The sequence below is a fragment of the Pseudarthrobacter sp. MOO13 genome (assembly GCF_058267655.1).
In genome coordinates this window covers 3145962-3169251 of the sequence record NZ_CM177848.1, presented here as the reverse complement: position 1 = coordinate 3169251, position 23290 = coordinate 3145962, and the positions used below count along the sequence as shown (strand labels likewise).

Annotated in this window: 25 protein-coding genes; 13 read left to right on the top strand and 12 right to left on the bottom strand. The window is 66.3% G+C overall.

Going from position 1 to position 23290, the window contains the following annotated elements:
• Positions 1 to 5 precede the first annotated feature (5 nt).
• On the top strand, positions 6 to 1367 hold the full coding sequence (locus tag AC4EEO_RS14465; RefSeq protein ID WP_026264715.1) for an MFS transporter: 1362 nt from the start codon (positions 6 to 8) through the stop codon (positions 1365 to 1367).
• 5 nt (positions 1368 to 1372) lie between these two features.
• Here the strand turns inward: AC4EEO_RS14465 and AC4EEO_RS14460 are convergent, their stop codons facing one another.
• A complete protein-coding gene (locus AC4EEO_RS14460) occupies positions 1373 to 2677 on the bottom strand; it encodes a hemolysin family protein (protein ID WP_018762254.1) in 1305 nt (434 codons plus the stop codon).
• 373 nt (positions 2678 to 3050) lie between these two features.
• On the opposite strand from AC4EEO_RS14460, the gene AC4EEO_RS14455 reads away from it, so the two are divergent.
• A complete protein-coding gene (locus tag AC4EEO_RS14455) occupies positions 3051 to 4172 on the top strand; it encodes an IS110 family RNA-guided transposase (RefSeq protein WP_491329093.1) in 1122 nt (373 codons plus the stop codon).
• A 308-nt stretch (positions 4173 to 4480) separates the two neighbouring features.
• Here AC4EEO_RS14455 and AC4EEO_RS14450 read toward each other — a convergent pair whose 3' ends face one another.
• On the bottom strand, positions 4481 to 5236 hold the full coding sequence (locus AC4EEO_RS14450; RefSeq protein ID WP_018762255.1) for an ArsR/SmtB family transcription factor: 756 nt from the start codon (positions 5234 to 5236) through the stop codon (positions 4481 to 4483).
• Between the two features lie 125 nt (positions 5237 to 5361).
• Positions 5362 to 5769, bottom strand: a complete 408-nt coding sequence (locus AC4EEO_RS14445) for a DUF1304 family protein (RefSeq protein WP_026264716.1) — start codon at positions 5767 to 5769, stop codon at positions 5362 to 5364.
• Between the two features lie 87 nt (positions 5770 to 5856).
• Here AC4EEO_RS14445 and AC4EEO_RS14440 point away from each other — a divergent pair, with 87 nt between their 5' ends.
• Positions 5857 to 6900 (top strand): helix-turn-helix transcriptional regulator, encoded by a 1044-nt coding sequence (locus tag AC4EEO_RS14440; RefSeq protein ID WP_491339145.1) that lies wholly within the window; start codon positions 5857 to 5859, stop codon positions 6898 to 6900.
• A 10-nt stretch (positions 6901 to 6910) separates the two neighbouring features.
• A complete protein-coding gene (locus AC4EEO_RS14435; RefSeq protein ID WP_018762258.1) occupies positions 6911 to 7246 on the top strand; it encodes a cupin domain-containing protein in 336 nt (111 codons plus the stop codon).
• 72 nt (positions 7247 to 7318) lie between these two features.
• On the opposite strand, the gene AC4EEO_RS14430 is transcribed toward AC4EEO_RS14435, so the two are convergent.
• The 9 genes from AC4EEO_RS14430 to AC4EEO_RS14390 form a co-directional block, all read right to left on the bottom strand.
• Positions 7319 to 8560, bottom strand: a complete 1242-nt coding sequence (locus tag AC4EEO_RS14430; protein WP_491339144.1) for an MFS transporter — start codon at positions 8558 to 8560, stop codon at positions 7319 to 7321.
• A gap of 100 nt (positions 8561 to 8660) precedes the next feature.
• Positions 8661 to 9908 (bottom strand): AGE family epimerase/isomerase, encoded by a 1248-nt coding sequence (locus AC4EEO_RS14425; protein ID WP_018762260.1) that lies wholly within the window; start codon positions 9906 to 9908, stop codon positions 8661 to 8663.
• Between the two features lie 50 nt (positions 9909 to 9958).
• Positions 9959 to 10702 (bottom strand): sulfite exporter TauE/SafE family protein, encoded by a 744-nt coding sequence (locus AC4EEO_RS14420; protein WP_018762261.1) that lies wholly within the window; start codon positions 10700 to 10702, stop codon positions 9959 to 9961.
• Entirely contained in the window at positions 10703 to 12142 is a 1440-nt protein-coding gene (locus tag AC4EEO_RS14415; RefSeq protein WP_491339143.1) for an NAD-dependent succinate-semialdehyde dehydrogenase, read from the bottom strand.
• Between the two features lie 59 nt (positions 12143 to 12201).
• On the bottom strand, positions 12202 to 13017 hold the full coding sequence (locus tag AC4EEO_RS14410; protein ID WP_018762263.1) for a carbohydrate ABC transporter permease: 816 nt from the start codon (positions 13015 to 13017) through the stop codon (positions 12202 to 12204).
• A 4-nt stretch (positions 13018 to 13021) separates the two neighbouring features.
• Positions 13022 to 13978, bottom strand: coding sequence for a carbohydrate ABC transporter permease (locus tag AC4EEO_RS14405; RefSeq protein WP_018762264.1), 957 nt, complete (start codon positions 13976 to 13978; stop codon positions 13022 to 13024).
• A complete protein-coding gene (locus AC4EEO_RS14400; RefSeq protein WP_018762265.1) occupies positions 13975 to 15264 on the bottom strand; it encodes an ABC transporter substrate-binding protein in 1290 nt (429 codons plus the stop codon). The genes AC4EEO_RS14405 and AC4EEO_RS14400 overlap by 4 nt, the downstream gene beginning before the upstream one ends.
• 94 nt (positions 15265 to 15358) lie before the next feature.
• Positions 15359 to 16243, bottom strand: a complete 885-nt coding sequence (locus tag AC4EEO_RS14395) for an aldolase (RefSeq protein ID WP_018762266.1) — start codon at positions 16241 to 16243, stop codon at positions 15359 to 15361.
• Positions 16244 to 16274: 31 nt separating this feature from the next.
• Entirely contained in the window at positions 16275 to 17180 is a 906-nt protein-coding gene (locus AC4EEO_RS14390; protein WP_491339142.1) for a carbohydrate kinase family protein, read from the bottom strand.
• A gap of 136 nt (positions 17181 to 17316) precedes the next feature.
• Here AC4EEO_RS14390 and AC4EEO_RS14385 point away from each other — a divergent pair, with 136 nt between their 5' ends.
• The 9 genes from AC4EEO_RS14385 (at position 17317) to AC4EEO_RS14345 (ending at position 23239) form a co-directional block, all read left to right on the top strand.
• On the top strand, positions 17317 to 18459 hold the full coding sequence (locus tag AC4EEO_RS14385) for a Gfo/Idh/MocA family protein (protein ID WP_491339141.1): 1143 nt from the start codon (positions 17317 to 17319) through the stop codon (positions 18457 to 18459).
• Between the two features lie 70 nt (positions 18460 to 18529).
• Complete coding sequence (locus AC4EEO_RS14380) at positions 18530 to 19312, top strand: DeoR/GlpR family DNA-binding transcription regulator (RefSeq protein ID WP_109863974.1); 783 nt, start codon at positions 18530 to 18532, stop codon at positions 19310 to 19312.
• Positions 19309 to 20226, top strand: coding sequence for a 2-hydroxyacid dehydrogenase (locus AC4EEO_RS14375; protein WP_018762270.1), 918 nt, complete (start codon positions 19309 to 19311; stop codon positions 20224 to 20226). The genes AC4EEO_RS14380 and AC4EEO_RS14375 overlap by 4 nt, the downstream gene beginning before the upstream one ends.
• Before the next feature lie 31 nt (positions 20227 to 20257).
• Positions 20258 to 20725 (top strand): SRPBCC family protein, encoded by a 468-nt coding sequence (locus tag AC4EEO_RS14370; protein ID WP_491339140.1) that lies wholly within the window; start codon positions 20258 to 20260, stop codon positions 20723 to 20725.
• 7 nt (positions 20726 to 20732) lie between these two features.
• Complete coding sequence (locus tag AC4EEO_RS14365) at positions 20733 to 21077, top strand: iron chaperone (RefSeq protein ID WP_491339139.1); 345 nt, start codon at positions 20733 to 20735, stop codon at positions 21075 to 21077.
• 62 nt (positions 21078 to 21139) lie between these two features.
• Positions 21140 to 21733 carry a hypothetical protein gene (locus AC4EEO_RS14360; protein ID WP_133247109.1) on the top strand — a complete coding sequence of 198 codons (594 nt, stop codon included), beginning with the start codon at positions 21140 to 21142 and terminating at the stop codon, positions 21731 to 21733.
• A 63-nt stretch (positions 21734 to 21796) separates the two neighbouring features.
• Positions 21797 to 22120, top strand: coding sequence for a hypothetical protein (locus AC4EEO_RS14355; protein WP_018762274.1), 324 nt, complete (start codon positions 21797 to 21799; stop codon positions 22118 to 22120).
• Between the two features lie 245 nt (positions 22121 to 22365).
• On the top strand, positions 22366 to 22752 hold the full coding sequence (locus AC4EEO_RS14350) for a VOC family protein (RefSeq protein WP_018762275.1): 387 nt from the start codon (positions 22366 to 22368) through the stop codon (positions 22750 to 22752).
• 136 nt (positions 22753 to 22888) lie between these two features.
• On the top strand, positions 22889 to 23239 hold the full coding sequence (locus AC4EEO_RS14345; RefSeq protein ID WP_285318545.1) for a cupin domain-containing protein: 351 nt from the start codon (positions 22889 to 22891) through the stop codon (positions 23237 to 23239).
• The last annotated feature ends 51 nt before the right edge of the window (positions 23240 to 23290 follow it).

Genomic DNA, 23290 nt, shown 5'->3' with positions numbered 1-23290 from the left:
TTACCGTGAGCAACAACCCACGGACTGCCTTGGCCGTCGCAGGCCTCAGCCTGGGCACGGCACTGAACCCGCTCAACTCCTCCATGATCGCCGTGGCCCTGGTGGTGCTGCGCGCCGATTTCGGGCTCGACGTTGCGGCCGTCACCTGGGTGGTCACATCCTTCTACCTTGCTTCTGCGGCCGGCCAGCCGGTGATGGGCAGGTTGGCGGACCGGTTTGGGCCACGACGGATGTTCATGCTGGGCATGGGGCTGGTGGCCGTTACCTGCGCCCTGGCACCGCTGGCCCCGAACTTTGCCTTGCTCTGCGTGGCCCGGGCGGTCATGGCACTGGGCACGGCCACCGCGTACCCCAGCGCCGTGGTGATGGTGGGGGCGATTGCGCACCGGGCCAAGGTGGACTCGGCCCGGCCGCTGGGCCGGCTCCAAATGGCGAACACGTCGGCAGCTGCCGTCGGGCCCGTCGTCGGCGGTTTGCTCGTGGGCTTCGTGGGCTGGCAGTCGCTGTTCCTGATTAACGTTCCGCTGGCGGTGGCGGCGCTGCTGATCGTGCGGCAGGCCGCACCTGCGGACCAGGTCCGCGAGCGCGGCAGCGTGGCCCAGCTGGTGCGGGACTCGGATGTTCCGGGCATCGCAGGCTTTATCGGTGCCCTGCTGCTGGTCATGATGGCGGCGCTCAATGTGGCGCCTGACTACCGCTGGTGGATGCTGGCCGCCGGCACGGTTGTGGCAGCCCTCTTCGCCTGGCGGGAGCTGCGGTTCGCCAAGCCGTTCCTGGACCTGCGGCTGCTGGGCCGGAACAGGCCCCTCATGCTCGTTTACCTGGCGTTCGCGGTGTTCAGCAGCGTCTACTACTTCGTCTTTTTCGGCCTGCCCCAGCTCTTGCAGGAGGCGGGCGGCTATGATCCCGGCGTCGTGGGCCTGTTGATGCTGCCCCTTGCCGGGATGTCGGTGGTGGCCACCCCGTGGGCCGTCTCCGCGATGGGAAGGTTCGGTGTGCGCCGGGTGCTGCTCGCCGGCGTCGTGCTCCTGACGCTTGTGGCGGCACTGATGTGGCTGCTGACCGGCACACTGGCCATCCCCTTCGTGGCGGTCCTGACCGCGCTGATGGGGATTCCCTACGGAACCGTCAGTATCGCCACCAACCAAGGCATGTTCGTCTCCACCCGGCCGCAGGACCGCGGCGTCGCGGCAGGGATCTACCAGACGTGCCGCTACGTTGGCGCGATCACCGCTACCGTGATGATCGGTGTGTTCGCGTCCGGTGGCGTGCACCAGGACAGCTGGATGCGGATGGTCCTGGCCATGCTGGTGCTCTGCGCCGTGACGCTCGGGATCTCTGTTTTCTGGCGGCAGCAGAAGGCGTAGCCGCCTTACCCGCCGGCACCCGACGGCGGCGTCACCGGGGTGACCCGGACCCGTGCAATCCGCAGCTTGTCCATGCTGAGGACCGTCAGCACGTACCCCGGGACCTGCACCCGGTCACCGGCCTGCGCCAGCCGCCCCAAGCGGGACATCATGAAGCCTGCCACCGTCTCATAGCGTCCCTCGGGCAATTCGATTCCGGAGGCTGACGTGAACTCCTGCAGGATCAGGCCGCCGTCCACCTCGATGGACCCGTTGGCAACGGTGACACGGTCCTCGTGTTCAGCGCCGGTGTCGTACTCGTCATAGATCTCGCCCACGAGTTCTTCCACGAGGTCTTCGAGCGTGACCACACCGTCGGTGCCGCCGTATTCGTCCACCACCAAGACAATGTGCTGGTTTGTCTTGCGCATCCGGGACAGCGACGGAAGGACCCTGTTGGTTCCCGGCATGGCCAGCATGGTCCGGGCAATATCCTTCACCGGCGCTTGGTCCTGCGCCTCGCCCCGGGGCATCAGGTCGCGGATATGGACGAAGCCCAGGACGTCGTCGGGGGTCCTGCCAATCACCGGAAACCGGGAGTAGGGGCCGTCCCTGACCATTTCGCGGGCGGCAGCGACCGTTGTGGTCCCGTTGATGAAGGTCACTTCCGTGCGGGGACGCATGACCTCCTGCAGGGTCCGGTCGCCGGCGCCGAACACATCGGCCAGGATGTGGCGGTTGCTTTCCTCAAGGGCCTCGCTTTCCGCCACCATGTCCCACAGCTCCTCCGACGTGATGCTTGCCCGTTTGGCATGCGGGTCGCCGCCGAACAGCCGTACCACCGCATCGGTGGAGACGGACAGCAGCCAGATGACCGGCCGCATAACCCTGGAAAGGGTGATCAGCGGCGGAGCCAGGATCCTGGTCAGGGCGACGGGGTTTTGCAGGGCCAGCCTCTTGGGTGCCAGCTCGCCCAGGACCAAGGACAGGTAGGCCACCAGCAGCGTCATGCCAACGAACGACGCCGGCCCGGCGGCGGCCCCGAGCCCAAGGGCTTCCAGGAGGGGCACGACGACGGGCGCGATCGCCGAGGCGCCGTACGCTGCCGAGAAGAACCCGGCCAGGGTCACCCCGATTTGGACAGTGGAGAGGAACCGGTTGGGATTCCGCGCCAGGGCGGCGGTCCGGACCCCGGACTCGCCGGACTTTTCGATGCGGCGGATCTGGCCCTCGTGCAGGGACACCAGGGCCATTTCCGCTGCGGCAAAGACTCCGCCCAGCAAAACGAAACTGAGAACCAGAGCGATGTTGACCAGGGTGCCGCTGTCCATGAGTTGACCTTAGACCCGCGGGTGGCCGCGTGGACGCGGAGCTCCAGTGCGGGCTGCCGGGCGGCTGTCGTCGCTAGACGATATGTAGTAGGAGGTGGCCGGCTTGGGAGGACCACCTGTCGAGCCTCTGGACCCTTCTGGAGGTCCATTGTCGCCGGACCGTTTCCGGAGCGTCCTGCTTTGTGCCGATTCCCGTCGCCGATGCGGATCGGTGGACGCTCCGGATCTAGTTCCGGCGCTGATGGCCCTCTGTCAGAAGGGTCCGGAATATGTGGCCCAGGGGGCTGGAACCTCCTTTTCAAAGCAAGTCGTGGGTTGCCTGCCACACTTGGCGAACAGGTAGAGCCACATTTGAAATTTGGAGGTTCCAGCTATGTTCGAGCGTACAAGCGTCGGCTTGGATGTCCATGCCCGCACTGTTGTTTCATGCGCCCTGGACGCGCAGACCGGCGAAGTCATTTTGCACCGCATGACTCCGGATCGTGGTGAGATTCTCGCCTGGATTCTTTCCCTGCCGTCGCCGGTCAGAGTCGTTTACGAGGCAGGACCAACGGGCTTTGGCCTGGCACGGTTCCTGCTGGCCTCCGGGATCGACACAGTCGTCGCGGCACCATCGAAGCTCCAGCGCCCGTCCGGGGACCGGGTAAAAACTGACGCAAAGGACGCGCTGCATTTGGCCCGGCTCCTGAAGCTGGGTGAGGTCACCGGGGTAAGAATTCCATCGGCGGACCAAGAAGCTGCACGGGATCTGGTCCGTTCCCGGGAAGACGTCCGTGGCGATCTGATGCGTTCCCGGCACCGGATTTCCAAACTGCTGTTGCGCCAAGGCATCGTCTATTCCGGCGGGCAAGCCTGGACTGGCACTCATGAACTCTGGCTGGCACGCCAGCACTTCGAGAACCCGGTCCGGCAGCTGACCTACGAGTCCTCCCTGGAAGCGATGCATGAGATCTCAGACCGCCGGGACCGCCTCGATCAAGCGATCACAGAGATGGCGTATGCGAGCGAGTACACCCCGGTGGTCAGATCACTGCAGTGCCTGCGCGGCGTCTCGACGCTGACCGCGTTTGGACTGGCCGTGGAGATCGGCGACTGGGACCGGTTTACTGGTTCCACGATCGGCGCTTACCTCGGCCTGGTCCCGACTGAGCATTCCTCCGGGCAGTCCCGGTCCCAGGGGTCCATCACGAAGACAGGCAACAGCCACGCGCGCCGCCTGCTTGTGGAGGCCGCATGGCACCACCGCAGGCCCTATAACAACCCGTCCCGGCTCATGCGGTCCAGGTGGGAGGAAGCCACCTCCGAAGCACGAACCCGCGGCCATGCCGGCAATCGGCGCCTGCACGAACGCTGGCTCAGCTACCTCGAACGCCGCAAGCGCCCGGTCATCGCCAACGTCGCCATCGCCCGCGAACTCTCCGGCTGGTGCTGGTCCCTGGCCACAAGCACACCTCCGGCAGCCCGCTCCCCAAGATCGATCGCGTCCGTGCACTGATCAGAGACAGAAAGCCCCCCGGGGAAACCCAGTTGGAAGTGGTTCCTTGCAGCGCGTGGAGTAAATCCGCGATACACCTATGGGCAACCAACAACGGCCACGCCCGTCATTGCTAGACCAGCGGTAACCTCCAGCCGAACACTTCGTCCTGCGGTAACCAACCCGCGCATATCAGTCTGACCGCGCCAGTCGCCAACGACACGCTGGCCACACCCAACACCTCTTCCCAGGGCACAAAAAGGAAGCGGTCCCAGGCAATCCAGCCCGAGGACCGCTTCCTCACGCTCTTGACAAACGAGACCTACATATCAGGTGTACATCAGCGAACCGGGGGTGGTGAGCTTCTCACCGGTTTCCAGCCAGGTCTTCAGGCCGGAGAGGATCATCGGCCAGCCGCCGTAGAGCTGTTCGTTGGCCCCTTCGCGCAGGTCGCTGTGCGTAACGGTGAGGTGGCAGGAGTCGTCGCCTACCGGTTCGATCTCCCAGGTGATTTTAGAGGTGCCCTCGGCCTTGACGTCCTCGCCCCAGAGCGCCCGCATGGTCTGGACCAGGCGGCGCGGCGGATCCACCTCCAGGTTCTCGCCCTCGCCCAGGGCCTCCCCGGCCTTGGGGTTGCCCATCACGAACTTGCCACCGGGTGTCCAGTCGGACTCCATGGTGTTTCCGAATTGGTACTTGCTGCGGATGTCACTGTCGGTGATGGCTTCCCAGAGCCGTTCCGGCGTGGTCTTGATGTAAATCTCGAAGATCTTTTCCATGGGAGTTTCCAATCTGGATTTGAGGTCGCTGAGGGCAGCGGCCCATGGTTCTGCGTATTTGCTGACCCAGCGGTCGTGGACCAGGCGGATGGGCACCGGGTTGAGGAAGTGCAGCTTTTCCCGGCCCCGACGGCGGGTGGCCACCAGGCCTGCATCCTCCAGGATGCGCAGGTGCTTGGCGATGCCGAAGCGGGTCATGCTGAACCGCGCCTCAAGCGCACTCAGGGTCTGGCCGTCCTCGCGGAACAGCTCATCAAGCAGGTCCCGGCGGGTGGGGTCGGAGAGTGCTTTGAACACGTCGTCCATACCGCCAATGATAGGTGACTAAATGGTCACCTATCAAGGATTGTACGCAGTTGGCTCGAGCCGGGAGCCGCGTGGGCGGTTCCTCGCCGTCAGCCGCGCGTGCGGAACCCCGGCGGCCGGGTGGACTAGGGCCCCAGGGGGAGGAAGAGCAAGGTGAGCAGGGCGGGAAGGGTGGCGGCAAGGGTCCCCGGGACGCTCTCCCACCGCTTCGGGTAGTGGCCCTGCAGGTCGGCCAGCAGCATGGTGGGGGCGGTGAGGACCATGTTCAGGCAGCAATACACAACCAACGTGTACCCCACCACGGTTTCGCCGATGTTGACCGCCACCAGCCCGGCCGCCAGGCCCAGCGCGACCACCAGGTTCTTGTACCCGGTGGGGATGGCCCACATCATCACCGCGGGCACGTTCTCCGGCGGCGTGCTGAGGAACTTCTGCGCCCACCTGCTGCGCAAGAGCAGGAAACTCTCCACCGGGAAGACGCCCACGTAGATGGCCACGGCCATCACCGCAAAGACCTGGGACATGATGTTCATGCCGGAAGGGTAGGGCCGCGGCACTGTAGAGCACCATCCCCGGATTGGGGGATTCCACGGGAACCCGGGGAGCCGGATACTGAACCTATGTGGGAGGAACGCGCTGAGCGCGCCCGGCGGGAAATCGCCGCGCTGGCCACAGACGGACTGGACTTGTCCGCCCTCTATGCCGCCGCCCTGGCACTGGTGCGGCAGTCGGTGCCGTTCGACCAAGCCTGCTGGGCCGGCGTGGACCCCGACACGAGGGTGATGAATTCGGTCACCAACTGGCGGCCCTGGCCCGTCACCGACGAGTACGCCGTCCGGTTCGCCCAATCCGAGTATCAAGGGAACGAGCCGAATACCTTTGCCCAGTTGATGGGGCGTCCGCGCCCGGTGGCTCGGATTTCGGATGCGCCTGGCCCCGCGGTGGCCGGCAGCATCCGGATCAATGACCTCTTGCGCCCGCTGGGACTGGTGCATGAACTGCGCGGCGCGTTCCGCGTGGACCAGTCGTGCTGGGGAGTGGGCAGCCTGTTCCGTAATGGGGCGGTCGACTTCAGCGACCGGGAGGTGGAATTCCTGGCAGCGGTCACTGGCACGCTCGCCGCCGCAACCCGCATCGCCACCCGCGCCCACCACGCGGTCTGGCACCAGCATGGGGGCCCGATCATCGTCCTCGCCGGCGATCGTGGTGAGTTGCGGGCCGCCACCCCGGCCGCCACCACGTGGCTCCAGGCACTCGAAGACGCGGCTCCGGGCCGGTTCAGCATGGTGCTGTACGCCGTGGTGGAACAGGCAAAGGCGTCACGCACCGGGACGGCGCGGACCCGGATGCGGGACCTCGACGCCGGTTGGGTGGTCCTTCAGGCCAGCCGGCTCCTCACCGGGGACGATCCCGGACAGATGGTGGTCACGGTGGAGCCGGCCACCACCGGCCAGTTGCTGACCCTCCTCCTGGCTGCCTACGGCTTCACCCCGAGGGAACAGGAAGTCTGCCTGGAACTCATCGCAGGCAGCCCGGACGCTGATATCTCCCGGCATCTGTTCATCTCGCCGCACACCGTCCACGACCACCTCAAATCCATCTTCGACAAAGTGGGGGTGGGCAGCCGCGGGGAACTGGTCGCCAGGCTGACGGCAACTGGGTAGCCTTGGGCGCATGCAGAAGATATCGGTCGACGCCTTGGCGCGCCAGCAGCTCGAGGCAGCGCTCGCATCCCCCAACGGTCGTGCCGCCGATACCGTTTACGGCGGCCACGAGAAAATCCTCCGGCAATCCGTGATGGCGATGGCGGCCGGAACCCGGTTGAGCGAACACAAGAACCCCGGCGACGCCACGGTGTTCGTGATCCGCGGCTGCATCCGGCTGACCGCGGGTGGAGACTCCTGGCAGGGCAAGGCGGGGGACCTGCTGATCGTCCCGCCCGGCCTGCACAGCCTGACGGCCGAAGAGGACTCCACCTTCCTCTTCACCGTGGCCAAGCACCGCGACTGACCCATCGACTGCTCCGCAGTTGTCGTTCCGGGCGCTGAAAACGACTGGTACGGAGCACTCGAAGCAGGTTTGTCAGGAACGGTCGGTGACGCTTTCCTTCACCGGCCGTGGCTCCGGCCAGATCCGCTCCCGCGGGCCCGGCGGATAGGCGTACCTCTTCCCGGCAAAGGTGATCAGCAACGCGGCAACCACCGGGATCGCCGCCGCGGCGGGGACCAGCAGCGCGCCGCCCACCACCAGGGCGGCCGAACCGTACAGGGCACCAACGGTGATGCCCAGCTGGATGGTCAGCACGGTCAGCCCGTTGGCGGCCTCGCTGTATTCACCGCCGGCCCGGAGGATCGCCGACTGGTTGTAGATGCCGATTGCCCCGAGGCCGGCCCCCCAGACCGTCATCAGCACCAGGGTGACGGGGAGGTTTCCTACCGCCAGGGGGAGTAAAAACATCGACGCGGCGATGGCCGCCGTCGTCACGATCAGGGACCGGCGCGGGCGCGAATCCACGGTCAGCCCGGCAATCCAGATGCCCAGCAGGCCAGAGCCGCCCAGCAGGGTCAGGGAGAGGCTGGTGGCGTAGTCCGGCAGGTGCGCCTCGCGGATGAAGGGTGCGATGTAGGTAAAGAGAGCGAAGTGGGCCAACACGAGCAGCGGCCAGGCGACGGCCACGGACTTTACTCCGGGCTGGCCAATAGCCTTCCGAAGCGAGGGCCGGGCTGCGTCGGTAATGCGGCGGACCCGGGGGAGCAGCCAGAACGCGAGGACGGTGAGGACCAGCCCAAAGCCGGCCAGCACCAGGAACGCTGCCCGCCATCCCAGGAACCCGCCCAGGGCGGTGCCCACCGGAGCCCCGATGGCCAACCCCAGGCTGTTGCCGCTGAACACGATGGCCAAGGCCTTGCCCACCTTGTCCGCCGGGACCACCCGGGCCACGAACGGCGCCATGGTGGTCCAGAGCAGCCCGTGCGCCAGTCCACCCACCAACCTGGCGATCATCGCCGAGGTGAAGTCCGGCGCCATCCCCACCATGGCGTTGCTCAGCGCGAACGTCAGGACCAACGCGACGAGCAGCGCATGCCGTGGAATTTTCCCCAGGAGCCGCGCCGCCGGAACCACGGTGACAACAATGACGGCGGCGTACGCGGCGGCGAGGTAGCCGGCCACGGGCTCGGACACGCCGAGGCCGGAGCTGATCTGCGGAAGAAGCCCTGACGGCAGCAGCTCCGTGGTGATGGCAGTGAAGGCTATGGTGGCCAGCACCGCCATGGCGGCATAGGGAAAACGGGCAGGGGACGGCGCGGAAATCGCGGAAGGCATGGGGGTGCGTCCATTCAAGGGGTGGGGTTGGAAAGCGGCTCGCTGGCCGGACAAATTCCTCCCTTAAATTTACAGGATCGAACCCCCTGCTCCGCGCCGGTTACGGCGTGTTCAGGCGTGCGTCCAGCAAGCCGGCCGCGACCGCTGGAGCCAGTCCGGGCGCCAGCGGGAGGCGCGGGACTACGAGGCAGTGCCACAGGTGGTAGATATCCGCCTTGCCGGACCACACCGTCGAGGTGACATTGCCGTTCTCGTCGAGTTCCTGCTTCCAGGAACCGTGCTCGTAGTCGATGAACCAGTCGCGGGCGTGGTCCCAGATCCGCTCATACCAGTCCGCGTACTGTTGCTCGCCCGTGGCAATGTACAGGGCGGCCGCACCGCCGATCGCTTCCGCTGGTACCCACCGGATGCGGGTGGTGACAACGGGTTTGCCTTCCCAGTCGACTGTGTAGACAAAGCCCGGATGGCCGTCCGGTTGCCAGGCGTCACGGATGGCGGCATCGAACAAGCCCCGTGCATCCTCGAGGAGCCACTCCGGGACGTCCAGGCCGCGGGCCTCAAGCCCGGCACGGAGGTGGAGGAGCAGCCGCGCCCACTCCACCCAGTGGCCAGGGGTTCCACCGTAGGCGCGGAACTGGCTGGCGCGGTCATCGGTGTTGTACTCGGGCATGGGGTTCCAGTCCGGGTCGAAGTGCTCGAACACCCGGTAATTGTTGTTGCGCGCAAACCGGTGGATGAGCACCTCGGCGATGTGCAGGGCCCGTTCGAGCCACCTGTTCTCCCCGGTCACATCAGCCACGATGAGGTAGGCCTCCACCGAGTGCATGCTGGCGTTGCCGCCGCGGTATGCCTCGGTTTCCGTGAAGTCCCGGTTCCACGAGTCGAAGCACATGTTGGCCTCGTGGTCCCAGAACTTCGTGTCGGCGACCTGCAGCGCTTCATCCAGCAGCTCCCGCGCTCCGGGTCGACCGGCCGCGACGGCGCTTGCCGCGGCCAGGAGTACGAAGGAGTGCTGGTAGCCGGACTTGGTGTCGTCCACCGGACCGTCCTGGTCCACCTCCGCGTACCAACCGCCAAACTCGTCGTCGTGGAGGACGCCGTTGAGGGCGGCAATTCCGTGGTCCACGAGCGTGGCCGCTCCCGGCCGTCCCATCAGGGCGGCGACGGCGAAACTGTGCGTCATCCGCGCGGTGATCCACAGGTGGGTTGGCTTGTCGGCGAATACCTTGCCGTAGTTGTCGAGCCAGCCGAATCCGGTGGCGACCTTGGAGGCCTCGGCGAAACGGACCAACCGGTCGGTTTCCGCCTCAAGCCATCGTGCGTGGGCGGCGCTGTTCAGCCACGTCATGTCATGTCCTCTCAGTTCTCTCAGTTGCGTGGTAGGTAGAAAATATTGCGTCAGCCGGCGGCTTCAAGAACGCCGCGGACAATCGTGGCAGCCGCTCCCAGATAGGCCAGGACCACCAGGAGTTTCTGTGCTGCCCGGGCCGGAACAAATTTCGAGGCGACGTCGCCGAGCACCAGCCCGGCCAGGCAGGAGACGGCAACGGCACCCCACATGCCCAATGGCATCACGGGGAAGGTCGCGGGGGCAGTGATGGCCTTGGAGATGAGTGAGAACGTACCGATCGTGAAGAAGTACGGCTGCATGGTGGCAGCGAACGACTTATGCTGCCAATTGGTGGCGATCGAGTACATGCTGACGGCGGGCCCGCCCACTCCGGCGGCAGTGTTCATGAATCCGCTGAGGCCGCCGGCGGCCAGCAGGTAGCGCCGGCGCGACGGCAGCGTGGCGGACTTCAGTGCCAGCAGGACAGTCAGCCCGGCCGCGAGGAGCACCCCGATGGAGATCTCCAGCACCGGCGCTGGAATCAGGCGGATCAGGAAGGCCGCCGGAATGATGCCGAGCAGGGCAGAGGCAGCAAGAAACACGTAGCGCTTCCAGTCGATGTCGCGCAGCACCCGGAAGATAATGGCTCCTGCCGTCACCGCACCGCACACATTCACCAGCACCACGCCTTCCACCGGGCCCAGGAGCAGGACCAGGAACGGGGCCGCCACCAGCGCGAAGCCCATCCCGGTGATCCGCTGCATCCCGGCACCCATGACGACGGCCCCGAGGACCAGCCCGGTGGTCAGCATTTACGGTCTCCAGGCCACGTACTGGACCTCTTCGAACTCTTCGAGGCCCAAGCTCGATCCTTCCCGTCCCAGCCCTGACTGTTTGGCGCCGCCCATCGGGGCGAAGGCAACGGACGGCAGGGGGTCGTTCACGCCGACGATGCCGGCCTCAAGCTGCTCCGGGATCTCCCAGCTGCGCTTCGGGCTGCCGCTCCACACGTAAGCGGCCAGGCCCATCTCGGTGGCGTTCGCCTTCCGGATGGCGTCCTCCTCCGAGGAGAAGGTGACGACGCCGGCGGCCGGGCCGAACACCTCTTCGGTCACCAACAGTGCGTCGTCCGGAACATCGGCAAGCAGGGTGGGCGCCATGAACGCACCCCCGCCAGGGACCGCCGTGCGCTGGGTGACGCGGCGGGCGCCCCGGCCCAGGGCGTCGTCCACCAGCGCCTGTACGGCGGACACCCTGTCGGCATCGATGACCGGGCCCAGGTCCGGGACCCGCGCGCCGCCGTCGGGAACGCCATGACCGATGGTCATCGCGTCAAAGCGGGCGCCCAGCTTCCTTGCGAACTCGTCGGCGACGCTGTCCTGGACCAGGAACCTGTTGGCGGCCACGCAGGACTGGCCGGTGTTGCGGAGCCTGCCCAGGACGGCGCCGTCAACGGCCGCGTCAAGGTCCGCGTCCTCGAAGACGATGAACGGTGCGTTGCCGCCGAGTTCCAGCAGGGGCCGGACCACGCGCTCGGAGGCCGACGCCATGACCTGCCGGCCCACGCCCGTGGAACCGGTGAAACTTACGGCACGGACCGCCGGGTGGGCCATCAGCGCCGCGGTGATTTCGCGGGAAGGGCCATGGACCAGATTCACCACGCCGGCGGGAAAACCGGCGTCATTCAGGACTTCGAACAGGCCGGTCGCAGCCAACGGGGCCTTCTCGGAAACCCTGCCCACCACGGTGCACCCGGCGGCGAGCATCGCGGCGAGCTTGCGGGCCTGGATGGAGACGGGGAAGTTCCACGGGGTGAGGCTGAGGGCCACACCGACGGGCTTGCGGTTGCTGAGGTGGCGGCGCCCCCGGAGTTCAGGTGGGCTGATGGTGCCGGTGGCGCGGCGGACCTCCTCGGCGAACCAGCGGAAGTACTCCACCGAGAAGTCCACCTCGCCCTGCGCTTCGGGAAGCCTCTTGCCTGCCTCGAGTGCCAGCGTGTGCGCGATTTCGTCGCGGCGTTCCGCCAACAGCTCCGCCGCGTTGCGGAGCAGGTCTGCCCGGTGGCGGGCGGTGGTGCGGGACCAGCTGCCGAAGGCTTCGGCGGCGGCGTCGGCGGCCTTGGTGGCGTCCCCGGCCGAGCCCCAGGCGACCTCGCCCACGGTGCTGCCGTTGCCCGGATCAGTAACGTCCCTTGCGGTTCCGGCAGTGTGCCAGGTGCCGTTGACAAGGTGCCGGGCTGATGTGAGGTTCATGGAAGGAGCCTTTCGTTGGGCCGTGAGGGCACCGCCGGAGCCGCGCGTCGTCGTTGTACTCATCCCTTGCTTGCCCCTGCCGTGATGCCGGCAACGAAGTAGCGCTGCAGGAAGACGTAGGCCACCACCACCGGCAGGGAAGCCAGGATCACGCCGGCGAACAGCAGCGGGTAATTGGTCTGGAACTCACCTTGGAAGCTGAGCAATGCCAGCGGCAGTGTCCGGTTGCCGGGGGACTGGATGAACAACAGCGGGTAGAGGAGCTCGTTCCAGTGGATGACGAACAGGAAGATGGCGGCCGCGGCGATCGACGGTGCGGAGAGCGGCAGGGCGATGGATGCGTAGGTCTTCCACGGCCCGCTGCCGTCGATGGAGGAAGCTTCATAGAGTTCCTTGGGCAAGGTCCGCATAAACCCGCCCAGGATGAAGACGGCAATGGGCAACGTGGACACGACGTTGGCCAGGATCAGGCCGGCCAGGTTGTCCAGCAAGCCCAGCCTGCCAAAGAGGACGTAGAGCGGCACCATGTTGGCCTGTGCCGGGATGGCCATGCCCAGGACCAGGAATCCGAAGATTGCCCAGGACATGAACCCCTTCAACCGGGACACTGCGTAGCCGGCCAGGCTGGCCACGAACAAGGTCAACGGCACCGAAACGCCGGTAACGATCACGCTGTTCATGAAGGACGAACCCAGGTTCTGGCCGCCCACCACCTCGACGAAGTTATCCGGGGCGAGTGAATGCGGAAGGCTGAACGGGCCGGCGAACAGTTCCTGGGTGGACTTGAAACTGCCGAACGCCACCACTGTCAGCGGAATGATGATGATGACCGCGTAGATGGCCAGGATGGCGCGGCGGCTTAGTGTTGCGAGCATGCTGCTAGTCCCCCTTCGGGGTGAGCCGGAGCAACCGGCGCTGCAGCCAGGTGACCAGGGCGATCATCGCCATGAAGATAATCGACTGGGCGGCGGCGTAGCCGAACTCCGAGTTGGCAAAGGTGCTGTATATGCGGGTGGAAAGGATATCCAGGGCTGCCTTGGGCGGGTTGCCGGCGATGCCAAGGATCAGGTCGAAGGCCTTGAAGGACTGCACGGTGGTGTAAGCCACCACGATGGAGGTGGCCGGGGCCACGAACGGCCAGGTGATGGATTTGAACTGCTGCCATTTGCTGGCGCCGTCCATCTCCGCCGCTTCGTAGAGTTCCTTGGGGATGGCCTGCAGCCCGGCGATGTAGACCACCATCATCTGGCCCGAATGGAACCAGACCTGGGTGACGGCCACCCAGTACAAAGCTTGGGCGTCGTTGCCGAGGTAGGCTCCACCGTCCACCCCGACGGTTCGGAGGACGGAGTTGGCCAGGCCGAAGTTGGGGTCGTAGATGAACTTCCAGATGAAGGCCACCGAGACGGAGGACAGGATGGTGGGGAAGAAGAACAGTGCCCGCAGCAGGATGCTGCCCCGCGAGTTCTTGGTCAGCAGCAGGGCCAGGACCAGCGAGAACGCTGTCTGGGCGATCACCACCAGCAGCACGAACTTCAGGTTGTTCGTCAGCGCGTTCGTAAACAGCGAGTCCTTGGTGAACGCCCGGACGAAGTTGTCCACGCCCACATAATTGAACGCCGCGGAGAATCCGTTCCAGTCCGTGATGGCGTACTGGAACGCCTGCAGCGTCGGCATCACCAGGAAGAAGGCGACGACGGCGACTGCGGGCAGCGGGAAAAGGTACAGGGCCGGATTCACCCGTGTGGGAGAGCGGCGGCGCACCTTGGCAGGGTTGTCGGGGGTGTGGCTGTCCGGGGCCTTCCGCCGGGCAGCCGTTCCCGGATGGATGCTCATAGCCGTTCGTCAACAATCTTCTGGGCGGCAGCGGCTGCCTGCTCCGGGCTGGTGCCGGAAATGACGGCCGTGGCGCTGGCCTCCACCGCGTTGCGGACATCGAGGTTATTGAACTGGAAGCGGGCGGCGAGTGCCGTCTTCTTCTGCAGCCAGGGACTGAGGCGCTTCAGGTCCGGGTTGGTGTACTCCACCTTGTCCACGGAGACGTGCTGGGCAGTCTGGTTGGCGTAGTAGCCGGCGTTCTCGGGCTCGGAGAGGAAATCGATCCATGCCGCCGCGGCCGCCTGGTTCTTGCTGGCGGAGTTGACGCCCAGGATGAAGGTGGCGTTGTAGGCGCCCTCGTATTTGCCGTTGCCGTCGGAGGTGGTGTTGGGGAACACCAGGTCGATCGGGAACTTGGCACCGAGTCCGCGGACCGCGGCGAGGTGGTAGGAGCCGGTGGCGAGCATGGCGGCCTTGCCCTGGGAGAACAGGTTCTGGGCCGGTTCAACGGCGGTGCCGGTGGCGTTGGGCTGCACGAAGGGCTTCAGGTCCTTGTACTGGCCCAGCATCTTGAGGAACCAGTCGTCCGTGCACTTGAGCTTGCCCTGCTCGATCTGGGCGCACATGTCGTCCACGGGGGCGTTGTTGGCGATCATGCAGTTGAACAGCTGGCCGCCGTTTCCGACGTCGCCGCCCGGCCAGGAAATGGGAATGACCCCGGAGGCGGCGAGTTTTTCGCACATGCCCAGGAAGGCGTCCCAGTTCTTGGGCGAGGTTTCTGCACCGGCCTTGTCGAAGAGGTCCAGGTTGGCCATGGGCATGGGGAAGACCACCTGGTAGGGCAGGCCGAGCTGGTTGTCGCCGCTCTGCCCGGCGGACAGGAGTCCCTTTTGGTAGTTGCCTACGGCTTTGCTGCCCTTGAGGTCGGTGTACACCCCGGCCTCGGTGAAGTTCTTAAACTGGGAGCCGCGGAAGGTGGCGAACGCGTCGCCGATGGAGCCGCCGCGAAGCTTCTGCAGTGCCTGGGCGTTGTAGTCGTTGGAGGTCGAGATGTCCTGGGCAATTTCCACGCCGTCGTGTTGTGCCACGAAGCGCTTGATGAGTTCGTCGAATACGGCCTTGTCCTCGCCGCGCCAGTGGGCGAAGGACACCTTGCCGGTGACGGCTCCGGTGGCGGGTGCCGACGGACCGGTTGCCCCTCCCGGCTTGGTGGAACCGCCGGGCCCGGCGCACGCTGCCGCAGCGGCGCCGAAGCCCAGGGCCCCGAGAAGGGCGACTGCCTGCCGGCGTGAAATCTGACTCACAATAATCTCCTCGTTGAGTGTTTGCTGTGCCTTGTTTGCTTGCTGCTGAGAGGGGCCGGGCCCCGTGACGGTGCTTGTGGTGCGGGAGAACTGCCTAGGCGTTGGTCCTCTGGGCGGACACGACGTCGTCCACCACGGCGCAAAGGCGCTGCAGCCTGCGGACGGCGTCGGTGGAGAGGGATTCGACGACGTCGGGAGCGCCGATGCAGGAAGCCCAGACTGCGCGTCCGGAGAGGAAGCCGCTGGCACCTTCGAGGCAGGCCCACCGGACGGCGTCCGGGAAGACGTCTTCGGGAACACCGGAGGAGAGGACCACCCACGGGCCGTCGATGGCTTTGGTGAGCTCGGCGCAGGCGTCGCGGACGTCAGCTTCCGAAGCCTGGCCGTGGAACGGGACCTCGGCCTTGTACAGGTCGGCACCCAGGCTGCCCAGTTCCTTGGCGGCGGCCAGGATGCCCGCGTTCCAGTCAAAGTCGCCGCCGGCCAGGGGCTTGCGGGAGACGGGTTCGATGATGCTTATCAGCCCCGCGGACCGGCAGCTGTCCACGAACTCGCGGACCATGGCCACGCGGCCCTCGGCGGGTTCGTCCGGGCGGTAGAGCACCAGCAGCTTCAGGGCCTTGACGCCGAGGGCGGCGTATTTGTGCGGATCCACCAGGCGGTCGATGGTCACTTCGCCCACCAGTTCGCCGTGGGCGGGTTCAAAGTGATCGGCGGAGGCGATCAGCCCGCAGCCGGGGTCCACCACGCCTTCCTCGATTGCGTGGTCCAGGGCGAACTGGCGGTCGATGAGGACGCCGGAGGCATAAGGGGTCAGGATCCGGGCCGCCTCGAGCTTGAAGTCCCGGAGGTCCTGGTCCGTGACGGGCTGGTCGGTGTGCTCTGCGAACATGTTGCGCATGGCTTCGCGCTGGTCAACGGCGAGCATCGCAAAGGCGCCTGAGGGCCGTTGGAGCGGGGAGAGGTCTGCATGGTTCATGGGCTGGCTACTTTCAGCTGGGCGGGTTGGGTCAGGAATGGTGGTTGGAGGCGAATTCGGTGGTGATGGCCTGGCGGGGGATGGCAGAGCGGCCGTCCAGCCCGGCACAGGATGCTGCGGCGGTGCGGCCGGCGAATGCGGCGGCGTCCACCAGCGGCAGGCCTGCGGCAACGGCTGCGAGGAGCGCGCCGTGGTAGACATCGCCGGCGCCGAGGGTGGAAACGATGTCCGCCGGCGTGGCCGGTACGTGGACGGGATCGCCGCCGCGTTCCAGGACCCAGGCGCCGTCTGAGCCGGCGGTGGCCACGACGGCCGCGGCGCCGTCGTCGAGCGCTTTGCGCAGGAGGGCTCCGGGGGAGTGCCCGGCGCCGTACTCTGCCTGGAGCCTTTCCACGGTAGGTACGTAGAGTGCGATGCCGCCGGGGCTGAAGGAGGCGATGGGATTGCCGGCGTCCACGCTGATGTTCAGCGATCCGGAGCGGGCACCTGCGACGGCATTCCATCCCAAGTGGTCGGCATGGACCCAGGCGGCGGATGCCAGCAGGTCGAAGAAGCGGCTGCCCGCAGGGAACCTGACCGGCGGCACGGGCCTGGTGACGATGGCCCGGCTCTCGGTTGCCTTGCTGACGATGATCACGCTGGCGCCGGTCTTGACGCCGCGATCGCGGATCACGGCGGAGGTGTCCACGCCTTCGGCTTGCAGCCCGGAAATGATGCGGTCGCCTTCTTCGTCGGTGCCGAGGACGCCGGCGAAGGCGGTATCCGCCCCCGCCCGTGCTGCTGCGACGGCTGCCGTGGCTGCAGGGCCGCCGCCCGCCGTCGCGAAATCCGTGGCCACGGTCCGGCTGTCCGCAGCGGGGTAATCCTGCACCAGGGCAATGGAGTCAAGAGTGGCGCAGCCTACGAAGAGCAGGGGTCCAGTTGACGGTTGGGGCACGTTCCACCTCGTTGTAGTTCCGGCTGGTATTGAAGAAATATACACATGCTATGTTGGAAAAACAACACTTTCTGTATAGTTGTGTTTGGGATGCAACGCCGCACCCCCCACTCAACGTAGAGAAACGGAGCAGCTCATGTCATTGCCTACTGCGGAATCTGTCCGGACCATCCGGTACGGACTCATCGGGGCAGGCCACATGGCCCGCGAACATGTCAGGAACCTCGCCTTGATCCCCGGGAGCCGGATCACCGCAGTGTCAGACCCCACGCCGTCATCCCTCGACGAGACTGCCAAGGAAATCGGCTACGACGTGCAACTCTTCACCTCGCACCAGGAACTGCTGGCCTCGGGAACGGTTGACGCGCTGGTGATTGCCAGCCCCAACGACACCCACTTGGGCATCCTGAAGGACATCTTCGCCAGCGGCACCAACCTCCCGGTCCTGGTCGAAAAGCCCGTATGCACCAGCGCAGAACAGGCGGACGAGCTCGAAGTCCTCGCCGCGGGCTACCCGGCACCGGTGTGGGTTGCCATGGAGTACCGGTACATGCCGCCGGTCCAGGAGGTTATCCAGGCGGCACACACCGGAAAGCTTGGGAACATCTACATGCTTTCCATCGTGGAACACCGCTTCCCGTTCCTGCACAAGGTGGATTCCTGGAACCGCTTCGCCGAGCGGACGGGCGGCACCCTGGTGGAGAAGTGCTGCCACTTCTTCGACCTGATGCGCCTGATCCTCCAGGACGAGCCCGTCCGGATTTACGCCAGCGGCGGCCACGACGTCAACCATATGGACGAGGTGTACGACGGCAAGGTCCCGGACATGGTGGACAACGCCTACGTCATCGTCGATTTCAAGGGAGGCCGGCGGGCCATGCTGGAGCTGTCCATGTTCGCCGAAGGGTCCAAGTTCCAGGAGCGGATCTCCATCGTGGGCGACGCCGCCAAGATCGAAACCCTCATCCCGGTGGCGGCCAACCACTGGATCCCCGGCGACGAAGCCGAGGCGACCGTGGAATTCAGCCCCCGGTCCCCGCTGGGCCCCCTGAAGCATGACGTGCCGGTGGATGAGGCGGTCCTCGCCGCCGGCGCCCACCACGGCTCCACGTACTACGAGCACCTTGGATACCGGAAGGCAATCCTGGGCGAAGGCCCCGTAGAGGTGACTGTTGCCGACGGCCTGCAGTCCGTGCGGATGGGCCTGGCAGCGGAACGTTCTATTACGGAAGGACGCCCCGTGGAGCTCGCGAATGCGGCTTCCGGGGTACGTTCATAAGAAGATTTGTGTTGGAAGTCCAACACGCCGCCAGGCTCTGCCCGGCGCATTGGGGAGGGATAAGCAGCTTATGAGCACAGCACATGGAGAGGCGCCGCTGACGCCGCGCCAGCGCACCATCCTCGATGAGTTGGGACGGAAAGGCTTCATTTCCACGAACGACCTCGCGGGGACGTTCGCAGTCTCCGACATGACCGTACGGCGGGACACCCGGGTGCTGGCCAAGCGGGGCCTGGCCCGGGTGGTCCACGGCGGGGTCAGTGCCGTGGACGGGCACGGCCAGAACGCCGACTTCGCCGCCCGGGTCCGGGAGGACGCAGACGCCAAGCTCCGGGTCGCACGGGCCTGTGTGTCGATGATCAGCGAACGGGACGCCATCATCCTTGACGCCGGTACCACCACGTACCAGATCGCCCAGGAACTGCCCACGTCCTTCAGGGGGACCATCATCACGCACTCGGCCCCGGCCATCCAGCGCTGCCTGCAGTTGACCGAGGCGCGCACCATCTGCCTCGGCGGGGAGCTGCTGCTGGACAGCCAGGCGTTCAACGGTCCCATGACCGTGAGCGCGGCTGCCGGTTTGCGCGCCAAAACGGCGTTCATCGGGGTGACCGGCATCCACGATGAGGCCTTCTACATCGAACGCGACGTGGAGCGCGCCACTAAGATCGCCCTTATGAATTCGGCGGAACAGGTAGTGGTGGTGGCAACGCACCAGAAGATGCTCAGGTATGCGCTGGCGCGGCTGGCAGCATTTGATGCGGTGGACATCCTGGTGACGGATGCCCCACCGCCGCAGGAAATCGAGGATGCCCTGGGCGCCGCCAACGTCAAGCTGATGGTCGCCGCATGAGCGCCCGCCTGCGCGTCTGCCTGCCCGCCCAAGACCTGCTGGACGCACTCGCCCCGGTGGACGGCGTCGAGTTTGTGCTCTGGGACCTCGCGGGCCCGGCCCCCGAGGGCCGGCTGGACCTCCTGGTGCCGCCCTACATGGGCAAGCCGTCCGCGCTCGCCGCGCTGGAAGGCGTGGACGTAGGCCTGGTGCAGAGCCAGTCCATCGGGTACGACGGCGTAGCGGGCATCCTGCCCGGCGGTGTCACCTTTGCCAACGCGGCCGGAGTCCATGAGACCTCGACGGCGGAGCTCGCCGTGGGCATGATGATCGCGTCCCAGCGAGGCATCCCGGACTTTGTCCGGAACCAGGACAACGGCACATGGGACAACAGCCAGCGCCCCAGCCTGGCGGACCGGCGCGTCCTGCTGGTGGGTTACGGGGGAGTCGGCAAGGCCATCGAGGCCCGGCTCCTCCCGTTCGAAGCCGAGGTCACCCGGATGGCCAGCCGTTCACGCGAGGACGGTGGCGGAACCATCCACGGGATCGACTCTCTCTACGAACAGCTGCCGCTGCACGAGATCGTAGTGGTCAGTGTTCCCCTCAACGGGCAAACAGAGCACCTTGTGGACGCCAAGTTCCTCGCCGCCATGCCGGACGGCGCCCTGCTGGTGAACGTGGCCCGCGGCCCCGTGGCCAACACCGACGCGCTGCTGGCCGAGACTGCAACCGGCAGGCTCCGCGCCGCCCTGGACGTCACGGATCCGGAACCGCTGCCCGCCGGCCACCCGCTGTGGACCACCCCCGGAGTGCTCATCACTCCGCACGTGGGCGGCGCCAGCTCGGCCATGTTCCCCCGCATGGTTCGCCTGGTCAGGAAGCAGATCGGACTGCTGCTCGAGGGCCGCGAACCCGTCAACGTGGTCCTCCCTTAACGCCGGCGGCCTGCGGCCCTATGCTTGGCCCATGTCTACTTTCGAAGTCCGCCGCAGCGCGGTCATCCCTGCCTCCGCCGAGGAGATCTTTCCGCTGGTGAACAACTTCCACGAATGGACCGCCTGGTCCCCCTGGGAGGCGGTCGATCCGGGCATGAGCCGCCGCTACTTCGGCAGCGAATCAGGGGCCGGCGCAGGCTATGAGTGGAACGGGAACCGCAAGGCCGGCAGCGGAACCATGGAGATCGTGGAGTCGGTGCCTCCGAGCCGCCTAGGGATCCGGCTGCAATTCACCAAGCCGTTCAAGGCCCTGAACCCCACGACGTTCACGTTCAGCCCGGCTCCTGGCGGCACCGAGGTGACGTGGCTGATGACCGGGGAGAACAAAGGGCTCGGTAAGGTCTTTGCCCTGTTCATGAACATGGACAAGCTGGTGGGCGGCGACTTTGAGCGCGGCCTCGCGGCGCTCGCAGCCACGGTCGCCGCCCGGAAGAGCTGATCGCTCCATGGGCGTCGTGGATGATGCCCTGGCCGCGACGGATGAACCGGGCCGCTGCTGCCTCCGGCATGTGGTGGAGATTGCCCGGTCCGTGGCCCCGGACGCCACCGAGGGCATGAGCTACGGGATGCCGGCCCTCAAGGTCGACGGCAAGCCGCTGGTGGCTGCCGTGGCCGCGGCCGAGCACCTTTCGATCTTTCCATTCTCCTCGGCCGTGGTGGAGGCGGTGGCCGGACGCCTGGAGGGCTACTCGCTGTCCAAGGGAACCATCCGCTTCAGCGCAGCCAGGCCGGTGCCGGACGACGTCGTAGCGGACATCGTCAGGCTGCGGCTGGCGGAAATCCGGAAGTGAAACCCTGCAGTTGAGGACGTCGGTTGGTTCCGCAACGGGAGGGTCTCTGCGAAAATTATCCAGTGACTTTACTTAAGCGGACAACCTCTTTGCCGGCTGATGGACCTCCGCGGTTTGCTGACCCCCGCCGTACGGGAGCCCTGCTTGGCCTTGGGGGTGCATGCCTCTTCGTGTTCTCCTACACGTCAGGGTTTGCGGACCTATTGTCCGGCGCCGCGCGCGTCCTGGTCCTCGGGGCGGTGGGCGCCAGCCTGTGGTTCCTCTTCGCCAGGCCACGTTTCCTGGGACCCTTCGTGCCACCCCGCGGCAGACACATTGCGGTCTATGTCCTGTGCGTGGTGGCTGAATTCGCGCTGATAGCGGCCGGTAGTTCATTGCTTGACGCCCGAGGTGCGCTGGTGCTGCGTCCGGCGCTGATCGCACTGGTGGTCGGCCTCCATTTCGTGCCGTTCGCGTGGGCCTTCAAGGAGCCCATGTTCTACCTTCTGGGCGGACTGCTCGCAGCGATTGGCGGTATTGGGCTGCTGAGCGGGACGGAACCGGGCGCGGCGTCGGCGGCGGCGACCGCCGGAGTGGCCATGGCGCTGGTCCTGCTTGCCTACAGCCTCGGAGCCTTCTCCAAGCTTCGGCGGGCAGGAACGCCTGCGAAGCGGTGAGGAACGCTGTGGCAGGACCAAAGGACCTGCCGGCCCGTCCACGGCGGCGCCTATCCTGAACCCATGCCTGACACCTTCGCATCCCTGGTGGACACCTTCAAGAACATGGGCGTGGCCCGCGCCTACGGCACGACGGTCACTCTCGGCGGGGAGGAGATCGTGCCCGTGGCGCTGGTCTCCTTCGGCTTCGGTGGCGGCATGGAATCGGAGAAAGGTGCGTCAGGTGGAGGCGGCGGCGGGTTCGTCCTGCCCTTGGGGGTGTACCGGACAGTCAATGGCAGGGCGGCGTTCCGCCCCAACACCATCGCCGTCCTGGCATGCCTGGTTCCCCTGGTGGCCGTGGCAGGCAGGGCGGCCCGCAGGGCCATCTCGGCGGCCCGGAAATAGCTGCACTGCCGCTGCCCCACCCGCAATAAAAACCCCTATTCCATGCGGGGACGAACAGTTCCATAATGGCCTCGTAGACTTCGGGAACCCCGTACCGATGGCTTCTGCCGCCGCGGATCAGGGAGCTCCAGGTGGCCGCCCCGGCATTCGGCGGGAAGGACGGCCACGAGGCCCGGCGGGGGACGGCCGGACCGATTCGGGGGAGAGCATCGCCATCAGGAAAAGTGGCAAGGAGAGTTGTTGTCATGCTCAAAGATCTGGAAGTCATGGCTGTATTGCCGGCAAAGGACATTGACCGGGCACGGGAGTTCTACCGGGACAAGCTGGGTTTGGAGCCCGAGCGGACCATGAGTGACGGCGGGCTCGTGTACCGGTGCGGGAAGGGTACCGCGTTCCTGATTTACCAAACGGACAACGCCGGCTCGGCCAAGAACACGCAGATAGGGTGGGGAACCGATGACGTACGGCGCGACGTCGAGGAGTTGCGCGGCCGGGGCGTCGTTTTCGAGGAGTACGACATGCCCGGACTGAAGACAGAGAACGGCATCGCCTCGATGGAGGGAATGGGCGACGCCGCCTGGTTCCTGGACAGTGAGGGCAACATCCTGAACATTTCATCGCTGCCCCGTTGAACGCCGCGGCCCGCTGTCGCAGGCCCGGCACATTAAGGACGACGCCGGCACCCGCCGCCGGAAGCACCTGCACCCGGGTGCCCCGGCAGGGGCAGGGCCGGCGCCGCCGCAGATTGAGGTTGTGGGAAGGGGCGCGATGAGCGTCGAGGAGGTGGCACCGAAGACCGCTGGCGTCTCGGTGGAGTTGCTGGCTGCGGTCGACCTTGCCGGCGAGATCGACGGGATGGAAGGGCGCCAGTTGCGGATGCGGATGGTGACCATCGAGCCCGGTGGAGTGTTCGGCCCCCTCCATGACCATGCAGGCCGGCCTGGCACTGTCTATGTCCTCTCGGGGATCATCACCGACCACCGGGACGGGGTTGCCACGGAGTACGGGCCGGGCGTGGGCTGGCCGGAGGACCGGAACACCCTGCACTGGCTGGAGAACCGGGGAGTGGTGCCGGCGGTCGAAATCTCGGTGGATATCATCGGCGCGCCCATGCCGTAAAGCTTGTCCGGGCTTTGCCGCAGGTGCCGGGATCGGCCGTACCCGCCCACC